The following is a 17,832-nucleotide window of genomic DNA, read 5'->3' as shown; positions in this document are numbered from 1 at the left end:
TGCTCCTGGTTTGCGATCGCGGGCGCTCGGCGCCATCAGAACGGGGGCTCCTCGTCGAAGTTTCCGCCGCCCGAACCACCGCGGGAGGGGGCCGGGGCAGCCGAGGCCCAGGGGTCGTCGAAGTTGCCTCCGCCGCCACCCTGGCCGCCACCACCACCGAAGCCGCCGCCACCGCCACCCGAGCGGGACATCTTCTGCACCTTCGCCGTGGCGTAGCGCAGGGACGGGCCGATCTCGTCGACCTCCAGCTCGATGACGGTGCGCTTCTCACCCTCGCGGGTCTCGTACGACCGCTGACGAAGCCGGCCGGACACGATCACCCGGGCGCCGCGCTGCAGCGACTCGGCGACGTTCTCGGCGGCCTGGCGCCAGACCGTGCACGAGAGGAACAGCGGCTCGCCGTCCTTCCACTCGCCGGACGCCTTGTCCATGAACCGGGGCGTCGAAGCGACCCGGAACTTGGCGACCGCCGCGCCGGAGGGGGTGAACCGCAACTCGGGGTCATCGGTCAGGTTGCCGATGACCGTGATGGTGGTGTCTCCTGCCATGACCATCTCCTCGCGCACTCATCGTTGTGCCGTACAGGCTCTCAGAGCCCTCCGACATCGCGGATGAGGCTTGATCCGGACGTGCCGGGTCTAGATGCTCAGCGCATCTCCGGGCGGATGACCTTGGTGCGCAGCACCGACTCGTTGAGTCGGAGCTGACGGTCCAGCTCGGCCACGGCCTCCGGCGACGCCTGGAGGTCGATGACGGCGTAGATGCCCTCGGCCTTCTTGTTGATCTCGTACGCGAGGCGCCGGCGGCCCCACACGTCGGTCTTCTCCACCGAGCCACCCGCGGTCCGGATCACGTTCAGGTACGTGTCGAGCGACGGGGCGACGGTGCGCTCCTCGAGGCTGGGGTCGAGGATCACCATGACTTCGTAATGACGCAAGACGTGCTCACCTCCTGTGGGCTAAGCGGCCACGGTCCTTCCGTGGCAGGAGGTCGTGCGTCGCTGCCCGCCCGGTGCCGGGGGAACCCGGCCGGACGCGGACAACCGGACCAGGATAGCCGGTCCGGACGATCATGCCCGGGCCGGTGGCCCGGACGCGGTGACAGGGGCCCACCGTCGGCGTCGCGCGCCGTGCGGTGGACCCCTGTCCACGGGGCCGCGGGGCGTCCCGTCCGCATTCCTTGGGTGGGACCTGGGGAGGAACGACCACACCGATGAGGTTGGATCGAGGACGCCCCGCGGAGCTTTATCGTGTTGTCACCTGGTCTGACCATACAGCGGCTCTCGTCACCACTTGGGGTAAATGGAGGAATTCGTCCATCTGGCTCCGGGTGGTGCCGGCGTACCGGCGGATCCCGCCCCGTCGTGCCGGGCCGCACGGCGGGGCGTCCCGTTACCGGGGGTCTCCGCTCGTCCGTCCGTGCTGTGGACCACGTCCGGCGGAGCGTCGACCATCGATCCCACCTCGGACAACGACCGCCGGGGCGGGTGGTGACGCGTCGGCCCGCCGGAACCCCCCGCGCGCGTGCGTACCGCGCGTCGCAGGCGAGACGTAGGCTGCCCTGCATGCGAATCGGAGCCCACGTCGATCCGACCGACCCGCTGGCCGAGGCGGCCGCCCGGGACGCCGAGGCGGTGCAGTTCTTCCTCGCCGACCCGCAGGGCTGGAAGGCCCCGAAGCCCCGGGAGGACGCCGAACGCCTCCGCTCCGCCGACGTCGACCTCTACGTCCACGCGCCGTATGTGATCAACGTGGCCACGCTCAACAACCGGATCCGCATCCCGAGCCGCAAGCTGCTCCTCGGTCACGCCACCGCCGCGGCGGCGGTCGGGGCCAGAGGGCTGATCGTGCACGGCGGCCACGTCAACGCCGGTGACGACCTGGCGGTCGGCTTCGACAACTGGCGCAAGACCTTCGCGTACGCGGCGGACTCCGGCGGCTTCCCGCTCCCGGTGCTGATCGAGAACACCGCCGGCGGGGACAACGCCTGCGCCCGGCACCTGGACGCGCTGGCCCGCCTCTGGGACGCGCTCGGCGACCACGAGGTCGGTTTCTGCCTCGACACCTGCCACGCGTACGCCGGCGGCGAGGAGCTGCTGGGCCTGGTCGACCGGGTCAAGGCGATCACCGGCCGGATCGACCTGATCCACGCCAACAACTCCAAGGGCGCCTTCAACTCGGGCCAGGACCGGCACGACAACCTGACCGGCGGCACCATCGACCCGGAGCTGCTGGTGGCGGTGATCCGGGCCGCCGGCGCACCGGTCATCGTGGAGACGCCCGGCGGTGTCGACGGGCAGGCGGCCGACATCGCGTTCCTGCGCGGCCAGCTGGGTGCCACGGCATGACCACCGAGCAGTCCGGCGCCACCGGCCGGTCCGACGCCGACCCGCGACCGGCGCCGGAGGAGACCGAGGCGGAGAAGCCGCCTGCGACCGCCGACGCGCCGCACGAGGCCGGTGCCACCGACGACGCCACCGCCAAGGCCGACGGCACCGGCGACCACGCCCCGGGCACCGACGACGCCGAGGACGGGGACCGTGACGACAAGCCGGCCGATCCCTTCTCGGCGTTCGGGCCGGCGCCCGAGCCGGTGTTCGGCCGGGTGCGCCGCGCCACCCGCGCGGTGGGTCGGTTCCTGGTGCACGAGTGGACGCTCGCCGCCGTCGCCGCGCTGGCGTTGGCCGTGGCGATGACCTGGCCCACGCTGCGCTACCCGCGCTACACGCTGCCGCAGGACTACTGGGACCCGAGCCTGCAGGCGTGGCAGATGGCGTGGTCCGGGCACATTCTGCGCACCGACCCGGCGATGCTGTGGCACTCCAACGCGTTCTTCCCGGAGAACTGGAGCTTCGCGTTCTCCGACACCCTGCTCGGCTACGCCCCGGCGGGCCTGATCGGGGTCGGCCCGGAGCACGCCGTGCTCCGCTACAACATCATGTTCGTGCTGGCGCACGCGCTCGCCGCGTTCGGGGCGTACGCGTTGGCGCGGCAGCTCGGCGCGGGCCGGATCGGCGGCGCGGTGGCCGGGGCGGGCTTCGCGTACGCGCCGTGGCTGCTGGCCCAGGCGGGCCACCTGCACATCATCTCCAACGGCGGCATCCCGCTGGCGCTGGCCATGTTGGCCCGGGGGCACGGCTGGTCGCTGCGGTACGGCTACCGGCCGCGTCGCCGGCACGCGGGGTGGGCGTTCGCCGGCTGGCTGGTGGCCGCCTGGCAGCTCAGCCTGGGCTTCGGCATCGGGTTGCCGTTCGCCTACCTGCTGGCCGGTGTCGTGCTGGTCGCGGCGGTGCTGTGGTTCGTCCGGCGGCGCCGGGTGAAGCGTCCGTTCGGTCGGCGGCTGTTCCTGGCCGACCTGTTCGGCGGGCTGGTCTTCGCGGTGGTGGGCGGGTTGCTGGCGATCCCGTTCTTCAAGGTCGCCGAGCTGCACCCGAACGCGGCGCGCACGCTCGCCGAGATCCAGCTCTACTCGCCGCCGGCCAGCGGGTTCTTCACCGCGCCGGCCGAGTCCCGGGTCTGGGGCGAGCTGCACGAGGGGGCCCGGGCCGTGCTGCCCTGGAGCCCGGAGATGACGCTGCTGCCCGGCTTCGTGCTCTACGCGCTGGCCGCCGGTGGGCTGTTCTTCTCGGTCTGGCGGGTCCGGCACCGGCTGTTCCTGCTCGCCGGGGTGCTGGTGACGATGGCGCTGGGCATGGGCACCCGGTTCCTCGGCGGCCGGTTCACCTACGTGCCGCTCTTCGACTACCTGCCGGGGTGGAACGGGCTGCGCACGCCGGGCCGGATGATGCTGTGGACCACCCTGCTCCTCGGTCTGCTCGCGGCCGGCGCGGTCACCGCGTTCTGCATGCGGGTGCGCGAGTTGGCCGCCGAGCGGGTCCCGCCGTGGCCCGGCCCGTGGCTGCGGCTGGCCACGCTGGTGCCGCTGCTGCTGGTGCTGGCGGAGGGGCTGAACGTCACCCCGCACCCGGTGGTGCCGCAGCAGCCGGCGGTGATGCGGGTCGTCGACGGCCCGATGCTGGTGCTGCCGAGCAGCCAGAACCTGGACCAGCCGGTGATGCTCTGGTCGACCGACCGGTTCCAACCGATGGTCAACGGCGGCAGTGGTTTCACCCCGAACTCGCAGACCCAGATCCGCGAGGCCACGGTCAGCTTCCCCGACTTCGCCAGCATCGACTACCTGCGGCGGGTCGGGGTGAAGACCGTGGTGGTGCTCCCCGAGCGGCTCGGCGGCACCCCGTGGGAGGGGATGCTCGACCGGCCGGTCGAGGGGCTGGGCGTGAGTCGGGAGCAGGTCGCCGGGGCGGTGGTCTACCGGCTGTAGCGCCGGCCGGCTCCGCTCAGACGGGGACGGGTTCGACGGGGCGGTCGACCGCGCCCGAGCGCCAGCGTTGGTGCCAGGGCGCGTCGGGCGCGCCGTCGAGCAGCCCGCCGTCCGGGTCGTCGGCGTAGGTCTGGCGGACCGCGTCCCGCTCGGGCCGCAGGATGTCCCGGATCACGAAGCCGCAGAGCACCGCCACGGTGATCAGGCGCAGGCTGGACGCCAGCACGAAGACGCCCTCGGGGAAGACCGGCCGGGACGTGGCGGTGCCGAGCAGTTCGCCGTAGAACGCGGCGAAGTAGCAGACCTCGGCGAACTGCCAGGCCAGGAACGCGCCCCAGCGGGGCCGGGCGAGCACCGCGAGCGGCAGCAGCCAGAGCACGAACTGCTGCGACCAGACCTTGCTGAAGATGAGGAACACGGCGACCACCAGGAAGGCGAGCTGCGCCAGCCGGGGCCGGCGCGGGGCGAGCAGCGCCAGCGCGGCGACGCCGAGGCAGGCCGCCCCGAACAGCAGGTACGACACCCAGTTGAGGGTGGAGATGTTCGCGTTGAGCCACTCGAACGGCCCGAGTTCGCCGGGCGCGGAGGGGCTGATCCGGCCGTCGAGGTAGCGGCCGATGTACCAGAGCGTGCCCCAGTCGATGGGGCGGGTGGTGTTGAGGTCGAAGAAGCGTTCCCAATTCTCCCGGTAGGGGATGGCCACCGGCAGGTTCACCGCGACCAGCGCGACCAGCGCGGAGCCGGTCGCGACGAGCCCGGCCAGCAGCCGGCCGGCCCGCGCGCAGAGGACGAGGATCGGCCCGAGGAGGAACAGCGGCCACATCTTCGCCGCGCCGCCGAGCCCCATCAGCACCCCGGCCACCCCGGGCAGCAGCATGCCGTACCGGTCGGGTCGGGTGCGCGCCCAGGCCAGCAGCCCGAACGCGGCCAGGCCGACGGCGAGCAGGTCCCAGTTGACGGTGGCGGTGAGCACCAGGGCCGGGGAGAGCGCGAACAGCGCCGCGTCCCAGGGTCGTCGCCGACGCAGGTTGAGGATGACCGCGACGGTGGCGACGGCGAGCGCGCCGAGCACCAGCGCGGTCAGGTTGTAGAACCACTGCCCCTGGTTCATGCCCGGGTTGTCGACGCCGACGGCGTGCACCGGCAGGCCGATCGCCCCCATGAAGTAGCCGGTCAGCACCGGATATTCCACCGGGTGGTCGGCGTAGGGCACCTTGCCCTCGTTGAGCCCCTCGGCGTAGTAGAGCGCCAGCACGTCGGTGTAGCACATCCGGGTGTACTGGACGTTGTTCTGCCAGGCGCCGTCCTGGCACGGCGACTTCTGCACCCAGTGCAGGGCGAGCGTCAGGCAGACCAGCGCCAGCACGATCCGCGCGGCGGTCCAGAACCGACCCTCCCGGCCGGCGGGCCGGTCCAGCACGGCGGCGTGGTCACCCAGCGGCCCACCGATCAGACCGGACGTGCCCCGGACGAACCAGTCCGACCGGGACGGGTGGTCCACGGCCGTTGCGGGTCGTGGCACGGCCCCGGACTCGCCGGGCTCGTCGATGCCTGCGGGCGACTGGGTGCTCATGGAGAGGCATCCTGCCGTACGCCGGGGGTCGCCGTCCCGTCGCGCGCGGAGAAATTCCGGTCCGCGAAACGGCGGCGGCCGGACCGCTGGGGTCCGGCCGCCGCCGTCAGGTCGTACGCGTCAGTTGGTCTGTCGCGTCGGTGGTGTGCTCGGGAGCAACCCGCCACCACCGCCGCCACCGGGGAAGCCACCCCCACCGGGGTTGCCACCGCCGCCCTGGTCGCCGCCACCGCCCGGGTTGCCGCCGCCGGGGGTGCCCCCACCGGGGGTGCCACCGGGGCAGAACAGGCCCAGCGGGTCGCAGCCCGGGCCGCCGGGCTGACCCGGCTGGGTGGGCGGCGGCGGGGGCGCCTCGCCGTTGCCGGTGTCGTCCTTGCCGACGTTCGCCGCGGGCGGGAAGTCTTCCTTCTTCTCCCCCTTGAGCGCGGCGTTCATGAAGCGCTCGAAGATGTCACCGGGCATCTTGGCGCCGCTGATGCTCGTACCGTTCTTGTACTTGATCGCCTTACGGGCGCCCTTGTTGCCGACCCAGACGGCGGTGGCGAGTTGCGGCGTGTAGCCGATCATCCAGGCGTCGCCGTTGTCGGTGCTGCCGTCGCCGAGTTCCCAGGTGCCGGTCTTCTCGGCGGCCTTGCGTCCGTCGTCGAGCCGGTGGTTCACCTGCGCCGGGTACTGCTCCAGCACGGAGGTCACGTCGGCGACGATGTCCTTGTCGATCCGCCGCTGCCCCTTCAGCTTCTCGGCGCCGACCAGGTCCCACTTGCCGGTCACCGGATTCTGCTTCTCGACCTTCCGGATGAAGTGCGCCTTGTTGTAGATGCCCTGGTTGGCGAACGTGGCGACGCCGTTGGCGTGGTCGAGCACGGTGATCGGGTACTGGCCGTAGCCGATCACGTGGAAGAACGGGTTCGGGGCCAGGTCCTTCGGGTCGGCCTCGGTCAGGTCGTGGGCCTTGGCCGGGTTGGTGTCGGTCTGCCACATGGTGGTGACGCCGGCCTGCTTGGCCATGTCGAGCACCTTGTCCGGACCGATCTTCTCGGTGATGTAGTAGAACGGCACGTTCAGCGACTTGAGCGTGGACAGTTCGAGGGTGCAGGAGTCGCCGCAGGACACCTTGTCCGCGCCGGCGTTACTCACCTTGAACTTGGTGTCCTTCGGGGTGAACGCCGAGCCCTTCCACCGCGACTTGATCGAGATGCCGGCCTTCAGCGCCGCCGCCAGCGTGTAGATCTTGAAGCTCGAACCCGGCGAGTGGCCGCCGCTGACCACACCGTTCTCGACGTTCTTGCCGGCGTAGTCGGTGCCGGTGCCGTTGTCGCCGCCGTAGTAGGCGAGCACCCGACCGGTCTTCGGGTCGATCGACACCACGGCCGCCATCAGGTTCTCTCGTTGCCCGGAGAGTTCGGATCCCTTCCGGGCCCGCTGGGCCGCGTCGAGCGCCGCCTCCTGCATCTTCCGGTCGATCGTGGTGGTGATCTTGTAACCGCCACGGCTGAGCGCCTTGGAGCAGAGCGGCTTGGCGTCGGTCGCCTCGGCCTCGTTGTCGGTGCACAGGTTCATCTCGCGCAGCTCCTGCGAGACGTAGTTGACGACGTTGCCGTACGGCGTGTCGATGCCGAAGCCACCGGCGCTGTTCTTGGTCGGCTTCTGCAGCGACTTGGTCGGATACTCGGTGGGGTGCTCCGGCATGTTCGGCGCGTCCAGCCACTTCTCACTGATCATGCCGTTGATGACGTAGTTCCACCGGTCCAGCGCGGCCTGCGGGTTGATCGCCGGGTCGTAACCCTGGTGCGAGGCGCTCGGCTCGGGCTGCTTGATCAGCGCCGCCAGCACCGCGCCCTCGGCCACCGTCAGGCTCTTGACGTCCTTGCCGAAGTACGTCCGGGCCGCCGACTGGATGCCGTAGGCGCCGCGGCCGAAGTAGATGACGTTCAGGTAGTGCTGCATGATCGTCGGCTTGTCGTAGCGGTCGTTCAGCTTGGAGGCGAGGATCGCCTCCTTGACCTTCCGGCCGTACGTGTCCTGGTTCAGGTTGTCGAACGCGTTGCGCGCGTACTGCTGGGTGATCGTCGAGGCGCCCTGCTTGTCGCCGCCGGTGAGGTTGTTCCAGGCGGCCCGGGTGATGCCCTTGTAGTCCACGCCGGAGTGCCGGTAGAAGTTCCGGTCCTCGGCCGCGGCGACCGCGTGCTGGACGTGCTCCGGGATCTGGTCGATGGTGACCAGCTGGCGGTTCTGGTCGCCGATCCGGGCGATGGGCGACTTGCCGCTCGAGTCGTAGATGGTGGTCGACAGCGGCGGGATGGTGTCCTGCGGGAGCGGCACTCCCTGCGAGTACCAGGTGAAGCTGACCACGCCGATGCCGGCGAGCATGATGAACACCGCGAAGCCGGCGATCAGGATGTTGATCCGCCGCCGCTTCTTCGCCTGCGCCGGGTCACCACCGCGGCCGCCCCGGCCGGAGCGGCCGGGGCCGTTCGGTCCACCCGGGCCACCGGGCCCGACCGGGCCACCGCCGGAGAAGCCGGACACCGGGGCCCGGCCGCCGATCGACGCCGCCCCGACACTCGCCCGCCCGGCGCCGCCGACGCTCGCCGCGCCCACCGAGGCGCGGCCGGCCGGACCGGCCGGGGAGATCGGCACGGACGCCCGGCCCGCGCGCCCGGGCGCGCCGGGAGCCGGCGAGACCGGCACCGAGGCCCGGCCCGCGCCGGCCCGGCCCACCGAGGCCGAGCCCGAGGCACCACGCGGTGCCGGCGCGGCGCCACCGACCGAGGCCCGGCCGCCGGTGCCGCGCGGTGTCACCGAGGCGCGCGCCGAGGCGCCACCCTCCGGTGCGCCGGACCAACCGTTCCCGCGCGGACTCCGCTCGGAACCGGGGTCGCCGTTCGGGCCCGGGATCTGGGCCCGCCCACGCGAAGAACTGGGATCGCCGTAGTTCATTCCTCACACCCTGCCGGTCGCGGTGGGGCGCGGGGGCGCCACCACCGGGTTGCCGTGAGCTGGAACACGGGACGTTACCTGCCGGCCGTGCCAGCGTACGCCCGTCAAATCCGACCTAATCGGACCAATTACGCTTAATGGCTGTCGCTCGTGCCGCCCGGTCACCGGGCCGGCAGCGGTCGGGACAGCCGCGTTCACCGTTGCGCCTCTCGCCTTCGCCGAGGGGTGGAGCCGTTGGCCGCGACCGACTCGCCCGCGTCCTCCGCCTCGCCCGCGAGACCGTCCCGGCCGAGCAGGAACTGCTCGACGAGATGGTTCCAGTCGCAGCCGGGGCACACCTCCACCACGAACACCTGGAACTCACGCAGCGTCATGGCCAGGACGGGCAACTCAGCCCGGGTACGCGCCTGGCCGGCCGACTGCTTGAGTTCGTCACCGTAAATGTAGTGGACGTGGATCAGGTTCTCGCTGCGGCAGATCGGGCAGCGGTGGTCGGTCGGCTCACCGTGGAAGCGGGCGGCGTTCTTCAGGTACGGCGAGGCGTCGCAGACGTCGTACGTGCCGATCCGCCCGGCGAGGAGCTCACGCAGCACCGCCCGCTTCTGGAGCGAGTAGTCGACGACCTGGCGCTGCGTACGCATGCGGCAAAGGGTACGCGCTCCGGCTAACCGAGGCGACCATGGTCACCATCGGTGACGGCGATGTCGCGTAACCCGGGGTTTGCCCTGCCCACCCCTCTCCGCTACCGTGCGATGTATCGGTCCGATACATCGCGGTGGTTAGCGCTCCGCGCAGGGGGAAAGAAGGGATGGCCCGTGCTCGAATTCGCCATCCTGGGCCTCCTCCAGGAGGCTCCGATGCACGGCTACGAGCTGCGCAAGGAGTTGACCGCCAAACTCGGCGCCATCCGGGCGGCGATCAGCTACGGCACGCTATACCCGACCCTGCGCCGGCTGCAGGCGGCGGGATGGATCACCGAAGCCGCCGAGACACCCGCGACCGCCGAGGAGGTTCCCGCGCTGACCAGCCGACGCGGTCGGGTGGTCTACACCATTACCGCGGAGGGCAAGGAACGCTTCGCCCAGCTCATAGCGCAGGCTGGACCCGAGACGTACGACGACACGGGCTTCGGCGTGCACTTCGCGTTCTTCGCCCGGACCGACCAGGCCACCCGGCTCCGGATCCTGGAAGGTCGTCGTCGAAAGATCGAGGAACGCCGCGAAGGTCTTCGCGACGTGCTCGGCCGGGCAGCCGAGCGTCTCGACGCGTACACCCTGGAACTGCAACGCCACGGGCTCGACGCCTGTGAGCGTGAGGTCCGCTGGCTGGAGGAGCTCATCGCCAACGAGCGCTCCGGCCGGGCCCCGACCGCCCCGCGACCCGGGACGACCGGTGGCCGAGGAGACAACGACAGCCCGCCCACGCCTGGCACGTCCAGGTCAGAGCGGCCGTGATGAAGAAGAAGGAGGCAGACGCTATGGGCTCCGTCCGCGTCGCCATCGTCGGTGTGGGTAACTGCGCCTCGTCCCTCGTACAGGGCGTGGAGTACTACCGGAACGCCGACCCGAACGACCGCGTCCCGGGTCTCATGCACGTCACCTTCGGCGACTACCACGTCTCCGACGTGAAGTTCGTCGCGGCGTTCGACGTGGACGCCAAGAAGGTGGGCATGGACCTCGCGGAGGCGATCGTCGCCAGCGAGAACAACACGATCAAGCTCTGCGACGTCCCGCCGACCGGCGTGACCGTGCAGCGCGGGCCGACCTTCGACGGTCTCGGCCAGTACTACCGGGAGATCGTCGAGGAGTCGGACGCCCAGCCGGTCGACGTGGCGCAGGCGCTGCGCGACGCGCAGGTCGACGTGGTCGTCTCCTACCTGCCGGTGGGCTCCGAGCAGGCCGACAAGTTCTACGCCCAGGCCGCGATCGACGCCGGCTGCGCGTTCGTGAACGCCCTGCCGGTCTTCATCGCCTCCGACCCGGAGTGGGCGCAGAAGTTCACCGACGCCGGCCTGCCGATCGTGGGTGACGACATCAAGAGCCAGGTCGGCGCCACCATCGTGCACCGCGCCCTGGCGAAGCTCTTCGAGGACCGCGGGGTCGAGCTGCTGCGCACGTACCAGCTCAACTTCGGCGGCAACATGGACTTCATGAACATGCTGGAGCGCAACCGCCTGGTCTCGAAGAAGATCTCGAAGACCCAGTCGGTCACCTCCCAGATCCCGCACGAGATGAGCAAGAGCGACGTGCACATCGGCCCGTCCGACCACGTGCCGTGGCTGGACGACCGCAAGTGGGCGTACATCCGCCTGGAGGGTCGTTCCTTCGGTGACACCCCGCTCAACGCGGAGCTGAAGCTCGAGGTGTGGGACTCGCCGAACTCGGCCGGTGTCATCATCGACGCCGTCCGGGCCGCGAAGATCGCGCTGGACCGGAAGATCGGTGGCCCGATCCTCTCCGCCTCGTCCTACTTCATGAAGTCCCCGCCGGAGCAGTACGCCGACCACGACGCGCACGCCGCCGTCGAGGCGTTCATCGCCGGCGAGGTCGAGCGCTGACGCGCTGAACGACACCGAGGGAAGGCCGGGTCCGCACGGACCCGGCCTTCCCTCTTCGGTACGTCAGGACCAGGCGCGCCGCAGCGCCGAGGCCGCCTCCAACTCCAGCAGCGTCACCTTGCGCGGCAGCCCGCCGCCGAAGCCGACCAGCTTGCCGCCCGCGCCGACGATCCGGTGACAGGGCACGATCACCGGCACCGGGTTGCGGTTGCACGCCACCCCGACCGCCCGCGCCGCGCCCGGGTCGCCGAGCGCCCGGGCCACCTCGCCGTAGGTGGTCGTCTCGCCGTAGGGGATGCGGGTCATCTCCCGCCAGACCGCGCGCTCGAACTCCGAGCCCCGGGGCGCCGACACCGACACGCTGAACTCGGTCAGCTCACCGGCGAAGTAGGCCCGCAACTCGGCCACGGCCAGCCGGGCCAGGTCGTCGCCGGGCTCGTCGGCCGCCGACACCACCCGGCCGAAGTGCGCGCCGCGCACGGCGTCGTCGTCGGTCCCCACGGAGAACTCCCCGATCGGCGAGTCGAGCACGGTCCAGCGCATGCCACCCATTGTCGCGTGGCGGGCAAAGTTTTCCCCACCCCGGGCGTCGGAGAGACGGAGGTGGACGGTGGCGGAGGTCGACCGGGAGTTCACCGCGTTCGTCAGCGAGCGCGGAGCGGTCCTGCTGCGGGTCGCGTACGCGCTCGCCGGAAACCAGCACGCGGCGGAGGACCTGCTCCAGAACGCGCTGGCCAAGGCGTACGCCCGGTGGCCCCGGATCCGCGGCGACGCGGAGCCGTACGTGAAGCGGATCCTGTACCACGACCAGGTCTCCGGCTGGCGACGGCGGGCGCGACGGGCGGAGGTGCCGGTGCCGGAGCTGCCGGAGCGGCCGGCGGCCGGCGACGACAGCGACCTGCGACTGCTGCTGCGCGACGCGCTGCGCGCGCTGCCGCCACGCCAGCGCGCCGTGCTGACGCTGCGCTACCTGGAGGACCTGAGTGTCGAGCGGACCGCCGCGCTGCTCGGCTGCCGGCCCGGCACCGTGGCCAGCCAGAGCGCCAAGGCGCTGGCCCGGCTCCGGCACCTCGTGCCGGCGCTCGACGAGCTGGCCGACCGCTCGGAGGTGACCCGATGAACTCGCCGCTGGACGAGATGCTCCGCAGCGCCGTACGCGACCTCGCCGACGGCGCCGCGCCCGCGCCGGACCTGGCGTCGCGGGCGCTCGGTCGGGGCCGCCGGCTGCGCCGGCGCCGGCGCGTCGCGGCGGCCGCCGCCGCGCTGGTCGCCGTGGTGGCGGTGACCCTGCCGTTCGTGCTGCTGCGCCCCCGCACCGGCCCACCGCCGACCACGCCCACGACGCCGCAGGTCACCGTCACCCCCTCGCCCGCGCTCCGAGCCGTGCCCGGCGCGGACTGGGCGCAGCGGCCGCTGGTGCTGCCCGGCGACTGGGTGGTCACCCGAGCCCAGGTGGCGGGCGGCTCCGGTAGCGGACTCCTGCTCGACCGCGGACGCGGCCGATACTTCGCCACCGACCGCTACGACGGCATCTTCCCGGCGCCGACCGGTTCCCTCGTCGCGGTCCGGGACGACGACCGCCCCCGGGAGATCGGCCTGTTCGACCTGGCCACCGGACAGACCCGCTGGTACGAGGTCGGCCGCGCGCTGACCGCCCCACGCTGGTCCCCGGACGGACGGCGGCTGCTGTTCACCAGTCAGCAGGTCGACCACTTCGGTTTCGTCGTGCTCGACCTGGACGGCACGAAGAGGACGCATCCGGTGGGCCTGCTCGGCTGGCCGTGCGCCGACCGGTGCGAGTTCTCCTGGACGCGCGACGGTCGGGAGGTCGCCCTGACGCTGAGCAGGCAGAAGTCGGAGGCGTGGCCCCGGGACCTCGCCAAGGGTGTGCAGCTCCTGTCGGTCGACGACGGCCGACCCACCCGCCTGATCGACATGCCGGGCGGTCCGGTCGGTCCGGACGCCTGGTCACCGGACGGGAAGCTGGTGGTGGTCCAGGGCCGGCAGGAGCCGCTGCTGGTGGAGACGGCGACCGGCCGGGTGGTGAACCCGCTGCCCACCGCCGACGTCGCCTGGGTGACCGACGACCGGTTGCTCTACCGTCGGCCGCTCGGCGCGGGCGACTTCGTGCTCGCCGACACCACCGGCCGGGAACTGGTCCGCCAGCCGCTGCCGAAGCAACTGGTCGGTCTGGAGGTGACGATCGCACCGCGCTGAGCGGTCGATCGACGGAAGCTGGACGTTCGCTGCACGTAGTCGATGTTGCGCGACGTCGATACCGTGCAGGTCGTGGCCACGGGGACGCTCATCTTCCTGATCATCGGCGGAGCCGGGGTCGGCGTGCTGACGCTGGCCCTGCTCGGCTCGGGAGTGCTGCACCTGGGCCACCCGGACGTCGACGGCCCGGTGTCGCTGGAGGCGGTCGCCGGGTTCACCGGGGCGTTCGGGTTCGGCGCCGCGATCGTCAACGAGCTGCTCGGAGGGCGTACCTCCGGGATGATCGCGGTGGCGGCGGCCGGCGGCGCGCTCGCCGCCGTGCCCACCGCCTGGCTGGCGGCCCGGTTGAGCCGCGCGGCCCGCACCATGCGCACGGACCCCACCCCCACCCGCGACCACCTGGCCGGCGCGATCGGCCTGGTGGTCACGCCGATCCCGACCGGCGGTTACGGCGAGGTCCGGGTACGCCTCGCCGGGCAGCCGGTGAAGCTCAACGCCCGAGCCGACCGACCGATCCCGATCGGCGCCCGCATCTTCGTGGTCGAAGCGCTCAGCGAGACCAGCGTGCACGTCGAGACCTACTGATCCCTCAGCACAGACGGGAACCCCCATGCCCCTGCTCGTCGCCATCGGCGGCGCGGTCCTCCTCGCCGTCCTGCTCGTCCTCTTCGTGCTCTCCCGGATCAAGGTGGCCGGGCCGAACGAGGCCTTCATCGTCACCGGTCGCAAGGGCCGGACCACCCAGACCGCCGACGGCCAGCGCTCCACCGACATGTCCGGGCAGAAGGTCGTGCTCGGCGCCTCGGTCTTCGTCCTGCCGGTGGTGCAGAAGCTGCAGTCCCTCGACCTGTCCAGCCGGCGGATCGACGTCGGCATCCGGGGCGCGGTGAGCAAGCAGGGCATCCGCGCCGACCTGCACGGCGTCGCGATCGTCAAGGTCGGCGGCACCGAGGACGCGATCCGGGCCGCCGCGCAGCGGTTCCTGCACCAGCAGGACGAGATCGACAACTTCACCCGCGAGGTGCTGGCCGGCGCGCTGCGCTCGATCGTCGGTCGGCTCACCGTCGAGGAGGTCATCCGGGACCGGGCCGCGTTCGCCAGCGCGGTCGCCGAGGAGGCCGAGCACTCGATGACCAACCAGGGCCTGGTGCTGGACACGTTCCAGCTCCAGGACATCCTGGCCGAGGGCTCCTACCTGGCCGACCTGGGCCGGCCGGAGGCCGCCCGGGTGCTCAAGGACGCCGCCATCGCCGAGGCCCGGGCCCGCCAGGCCGCCGAGCAGGAGCGGCTGCTCGCCGAGGAGGCGATCGCCGAGGCGAACCGGAACCTGTCGCTCAAGCAGGCCGGCATCCAGGCCGAGATCGACGCGGCGAAGGCACGGTCGGCCGCGGCCGGGCCGCTCGCCCAGGCCGAGCGGGACCAGGCGATCCTCTCCGAGCAGCAGAAGGTGGCCGAGCGCAACGCCGAACTCAAGCAGCGCCAGCTCGACACCGAGGTGCGCAAGCCGGCCGACGCCCAGCGGTACAAGGTGGAGCAGGAGGCCGAGGCGGCCCGCAACGCGGCGGTGCTGCGCGCCGACGCCGAGCGGCAGGCCACCATCGCCGCCGCCCAGGCCGTCGCCGAGCAGTCCCGGCTGACCGGTGAGGGTGAGCGGGCCCGGCGCGCCGCGCTCGCCGAGGCGAACGCGATCGAGGGCGCCAAGGAAGGTGAGGCGGAGCAGCGCCGCCGGTCCGCGATCGCCGAGGCGGTCGAGCGGGAGGGCCAGGCCGAGGCCGCGGCCATCCTCGCCCGGGGCCAGGCGGAGGCCGACGCGATGGCCCGCAAGGCCGAGGCGTTCGCCGCGTACGGCGAGGCCGCGGTCCTGGACCTGCTGGTCAAGGTGCTGCCCGAGGTGGTCGGCGCGGCGAGCGCCCCGATCGGCGCGATCGACAAGATGACCGTCATCTCCACCGACGGCGCGTCGTCGCTGACCAAGTCGGTGGCCGGCAACGTCGCCCAGGGCCTCCAGCTCGGCAGCGACCTGACCGGCATCGACCTGGCCGGGCTGCTGGCGCGGCTGGGCAGCGCACACACCAACGGCAAGAACACCGTGGACGGCAGCACCGTCACCCCGTGACGACGACGGCGCCCGCCGGTTCCCCGAAGGGAGCCGGCGGGCGCCGTGTGGTGGTACGGGTCAGAGCACGCTGACGACGAACTTCTCGCCGGCGCCCAGACCGAGGGTCTCGCTCTCCCAGTCGATGACGCGGCCGGCGATGAGCTGGCTGGTGCCGGTGCTGCCCGCGGTGACCGCCTTGCCGTTGGCGTTGGCCCGCAGGTAGACCGAGCCGTCGGCGTTGTAGTCGAGGAAGTCGAACGCCTCCCACGGCCCGATCGAGGTGGAGCGGGCGATCAGCGGCTTCGCGCCGGCGCTCTCCGCCGCCACGAACTTGCCGTTGATCAGCGCCTTCAGGCCGAAGAAGCCGTCACCGACGCTGACCACCTCGTACTTCTCCCAGTCGCCCACGGTGGCCGAGCGGGCGATCAGCGGCTTCGCGCCGGCGCTCTCCGCCGTCACGAACTTGCCGTTGACGACCGCCTTGACACCGACGATCGGGGCCGGGGCGTCGAAGTCGAACTTCTCGGCGGTGCCGATGGTGGTCTTGCTGGCGATCAGCGGGGAGGTGGTGCTCGGCGCGGTGACGTACCGGCCGTTGACCGAGGCCTTGAGGCTGATCGTGCCGTCGATGTTGTCGACGATCTGGAACTTCTCCCAGGCGCCGATGGTGGCCGAGCGGGCGATCAGCGGCTTCGCGCCGGCGCTCTCCGCCGTCACGAACTTGTTGGTGACCCGGGCCCGCAGGCCGAAGAGGCCTCCACCCGCGTCGACCACGTCGAACTTCTCCCAGGCGCCGATGGCGGTCCCGCGGGCGATCAGCGGCTTCGCCCCGGCGCTCTCGGCGACCACGTAGCGGCCGTTGACCCGGGCCTTGAGGGCGTACGAGCCGCGGGCCGTGGGGACCGTGCCGAGGTGCAGCAGCCGGTCGAGCGAGCCCATGGTGTCGTGCACCGCGCCGCCGATGCCGGTGGTGACGACGGAGTCGCGCACCTGCTTCGGCGTCCAGGTGGGGTGGTCCTCCAGCAGCAGCGCGGCGGCGCCCGCCACGTGCGGGGACGCCATCGAGGTGCCGCTCATGGACGTCGAGCCGGAGGTGGTGCCGGCCTTCGCCGAGACGATGCCCGCGCCCGGCGCGAACGTGTCCAGGCAGGGGCCGTAGTTGGAGAACCAGGCGCGCATGTCCAGCCGGTCGGTGGCGCCGACCGTGATGGCGGCCGGCACGTTCGCCGGCGAGGAGCCGCAGGCGTCGGTCCAGCTGTTGCCGGCCGCTACCGCGTAGGTGATGCCGGAGGCGATGGAGCGGGCCACCGCGTCGTTGAGGGCCGGGTCGTTGTCACCGCCGAGGCTCATGTTCGCCACGGACGGGCCGCTGGCGTGACCGGTGACCCAGTCGATGCCGGCGATCACGCCCTCGGTGGTGCCGTTGCCCTCACAGTCGAGCACCCGGACGGCGACGAGCTTGACCTTCTTGGCCACGCCGTAGGTGGTGCCGCCGATGGTGCCGGCCACGTGCGTGCCGTGCCCGTCGCAGTCCTGCGCGACGTCGTCGGACTCGACCGCGTCGTAGCCGTTGCTGGCCCGTCCGCCGAAGTCCTGGTGGTCGATGTCGATGCCGGTGTCGATGACGTACGCGGTCACCCCGGCGCCGGTCGACGAGTAGGTGTACTTGCCGTCGGTCTTGGCCTTGAGCTGGTCGAGGCGGTCCAGGCCCCACGGCGGGGTGGTCTGGGTGTCGGTGGCCGTGTAGCGCTGGACCTGCTGCACGTACGCGACGTCCGGGTCGGCGGCGAGGCGCTCGGCCTGCCGGCGGTCCATGGCGGCCGAGTAGCCGTGCAGCGCCTTGCCGAAGACCCGGCGGACGGAGCCGCCGTGCTCCCCGGCGAGCGCCGACGCGGCGGACTTCACCTTGGCCGGCGTGGCCTTGCCGTCCTTCAGGACGACGATGTAGCGGCCGGGCACGGCGCCGGGCGTGTCGGCGCCCCGGACCGGGGCCCGCTTCGCGTCGGCCGGGTCGGCCGAGGCGGTGCCGCCGGTGGCGGCGCAGATGATCGAGGTGGCGGAGGTGAGGGCGAGCCCCACCAGCGCGGAGCGGCGCAGCGCGCCGGAACGTGACACCGAATTGTCTCC

Annotated in this window: 15 protein-coding genes; 8 read left to right on the top strand and 7 right to left on the bottom strand. The window is 72.0% G+C overall.

What is annotated here, in order from left to right:
• Positions 1 to 35: 35 nt before the first annotated feature.
• Positions 36 to 566 carry a single-stranded DNA-binding protein gene (locus GA0070622_RS02490; RefSeq protein WP_172967885.1) on the bottom strand — a complete coding sequence of 177 codons (531 nt, stop codon included), beginning with the start codon at positions 564 to 566 and terminating at the stop codon, positions 36 to 38.
• 80 nt (positions 567 to 646) lie between these two features.
• Positions 647 to 937: a 30S ribosomal protein S6 gene (gene rpsF, locus GA0070622_RS02485; RefSeq protein ID WP_046563719.1), complete on the bottom strand. Its 291-nt coding sequence runs from the start codon at positions 935 to 937 to the stop codon at positions 647 to 649.
• Positions 938 to 1,564: 627 nt separating this feature from the next.
• On the opposite strand from rpsF, the gene GA0070622_RS02480 reads away from it, so the two are divergent.
• Positions 1,565 to 2,347 carry a deoxyribonuclease IV gene (locus GA0070622_RS02480; protein WP_091567770.1) on the top strand — a complete coding sequence of 261 codons (783 nt, stop codon included), beginning with the start codon at positions 1,565 to 1,567 and terminating at the stop codon, positions 2,345 to 2,347.
• On the top strand, positions 2,344 to 4,320 hold the full coding sequence (locus GA0070622_RS02475) for an ABC transporter permease (protein WP_091567766.1): 1,977 nt from the start codon (positions 2,344 to 2,346) through the stop codon (positions 4,318 to 4,320). The genes GA0070622_RS02480 and GA0070622_RS02475 overlap by 4 nt, the downstream gene beginning before the upstream one ends.
• A 16-nt stretch (positions 4,321 to 4,336) precedes the next feature.
• Here GA0070622_RS02475 and GA0070622_RS02470 read toward each other — a convergent pair whose 3' ends face one another.
• The 3 genes from GA0070622_RS02470 to GA0070622_RS02460 all read right to left on the bottom strand — a co-directional run bounded on the left by GA0070622_RS02470 (position 4,337) and on the right by GA0070622_RS02460 (position 9,474).
• The gene (locus GA0070622_RS02470) at positions 4,337 to 5,893 is read right to left on the bottom strand and encodes a glycosyltransferase family 87 protein (protein WP_091567763.1); all 1,557 of its coding nucleotides are present in this window, start codon (positions 5,891 to 5,893) and stop codon (positions 4,337 to 4,339) included.
• A gap of 120 nt (positions 5,894 to 6,013) precedes the next feature.
• A complete protein-coding gene (locus GA0070622_RS02465; protein ID WP_091567760.1) occupies positions 6,014 to 8,833 on the bottom strand; it encodes a transglycosylase domain-containing protein in 2,820 nt (939 codons plus the stop codon).
• Between the two features lie 194 nt (positions 8,834 to 9,027).
• On the bottom strand, positions 9,028 to 9,474 hold the full coding sequence (locus tag GA0070622_RS02460; protein WP_091567755.1) for a DUF5318 domain-containing protein: 447 nt from the start codon (positions 9,472 to 9,474) through the stop codon (positions 9,028 to 9,030).
• A 174-nt stretch (positions 9,475 to 9,648) separates the two neighbouring features.
• Between GA0070622_RS02460 and GA0070622_RS02455 the strand changes: the two genes are divergently transcribed.
• Together GA0070622_RS02455 and GA0070622_RS02450 are read left to right on the top strand one after the other, a co-directional pair.
• A complete protein-coding gene (locus GA0070622_RS02455; protein WP_091567752.1) occupies positions 9,649 to 10,287 on the top strand; it encodes a PadR family transcriptional regulator in 639 nt (212 codons plus the stop codon).
• Positions 10,288 to 10,310: 23 nt separating this feature from the next.
• Complete coding sequence (locus GA0070622_RS02450) at positions 10,311 to 11,390, top strand: inositol-3-phosphate synthase (protein ID WP_091567747.1); 1,080 nt, start codon at positions 10,311 to 10,313, stop codon at positions 11,388 to 11,390.
• A gap of 63 nt (positions 11,391 to 11,453) precedes the next feature.
• On the opposite strand, the gene GA0070622_RS02445 is transcribed toward GA0070622_RS02450, so the two are convergent.
• Positions 11,454 to 11,933: a methylated-DNA--[protein]-cysteine S-methyltransferase gene (locus GA0070622_RS02445; RefSeq protein WP_091567744.1), complete on the bottom strand. Its 480-nt coding sequence runs from the start codon at positions 11,931 to 11,933 to the stop codon at positions 11,454 to 11,456.
• A 67-nt stretch (positions 11,934 to 12,000) separates the two neighbouring features.
• Here GA0070622_RS02445 and GA0070622_RS02440 point away from each other — a divergent pair, with 67 nt between their 5' ends.
• From GA0070622_RS02440 to GA0070622_RS02425, 4 genes are read left to right on the top strand one after another with little or no spacing between them, the layout of a single operon-like run.
• Positions 12,001 to 12,510, top strand: coding sequence for a SigE family RNA polymerase sigma factor (locus tag GA0070622_RS02440; RefSeq protein WP_245666104.1), 510 nt, complete (start codon positions 12,001 to 12,003; stop codon positions 12,508 to 12,510).
• A complete protein-coding gene (locus tag GA0070622_RS02435; protein WP_091567735.1) occupies positions 12,507 to 13,607 on the top strand; it encodes a TolB family protein in 1,101 nt (366 codons plus the stop codon). The genes GA0070622_RS02440 and GA0070622_RS02435 overlap by 4 nt, the downstream gene beginning before the upstream one ends.
• Positions 13,608 to 13,649: 42 nt before the next feature.
• Positions 13,650 to 14,192 (top strand): hypothetical protein, encoded by a 543-nt coding sequence (locus GA0070622_RS02430; protein ID WP_091567732.1) that lies wholly within the window; start codon positions 13,650 to 13,652, stop codon positions 14,190 to 14,192.
• A 25-nt stretch (positions 14,193 to 14,217) separates the two neighbouring features.
• Complete coding sequence (locus GA0070622_RS02425) at positions 14,218 to 15,723, top strand: flotillin family protein (RefSeq protein WP_091567728.1); 1,506 nt, start codon at positions 14,218 to 14,220, stop codon at positions 15,721 to 15,723.
• 60 nt (positions 15,724 to 15,783) lie between these two features.
• Here the strand turns inward: GA0070622_RS02425 and GA0070622_RS02420 are convergent, their stop codons facing one another.
• Positions 15,784 to 17,820: a S8 family serine peptidase gene (locus GA0070622_RS02420; protein ID WP_091567724.1), complete on the bottom strand. Its 2,037-nt coding sequence runs from the start codon at positions 17,818 to 17,820 to the stop codon at positions 15,784 to 15,786.
• Between the last annotated feature and the right edge of the window lie 12 nt (positions 17,821 to 17,832).

Origin of the sequence: Micromonospora sediminicola (genome assembly GCF_900089585.1) — a bacterium.
Classification (GTDB): domain Bacteria; phylum Actinomycetota; class Actinomycetes; order Mycobacteriales; family Micromonosporaceae; genus Micromonospora; species Micromonospora sediminicola.
The sequence above is the reverse complement of the archived record's forward strand: the minus strand, read 5'-3'. Positions and strand labels throughout refer to the sequence as shown.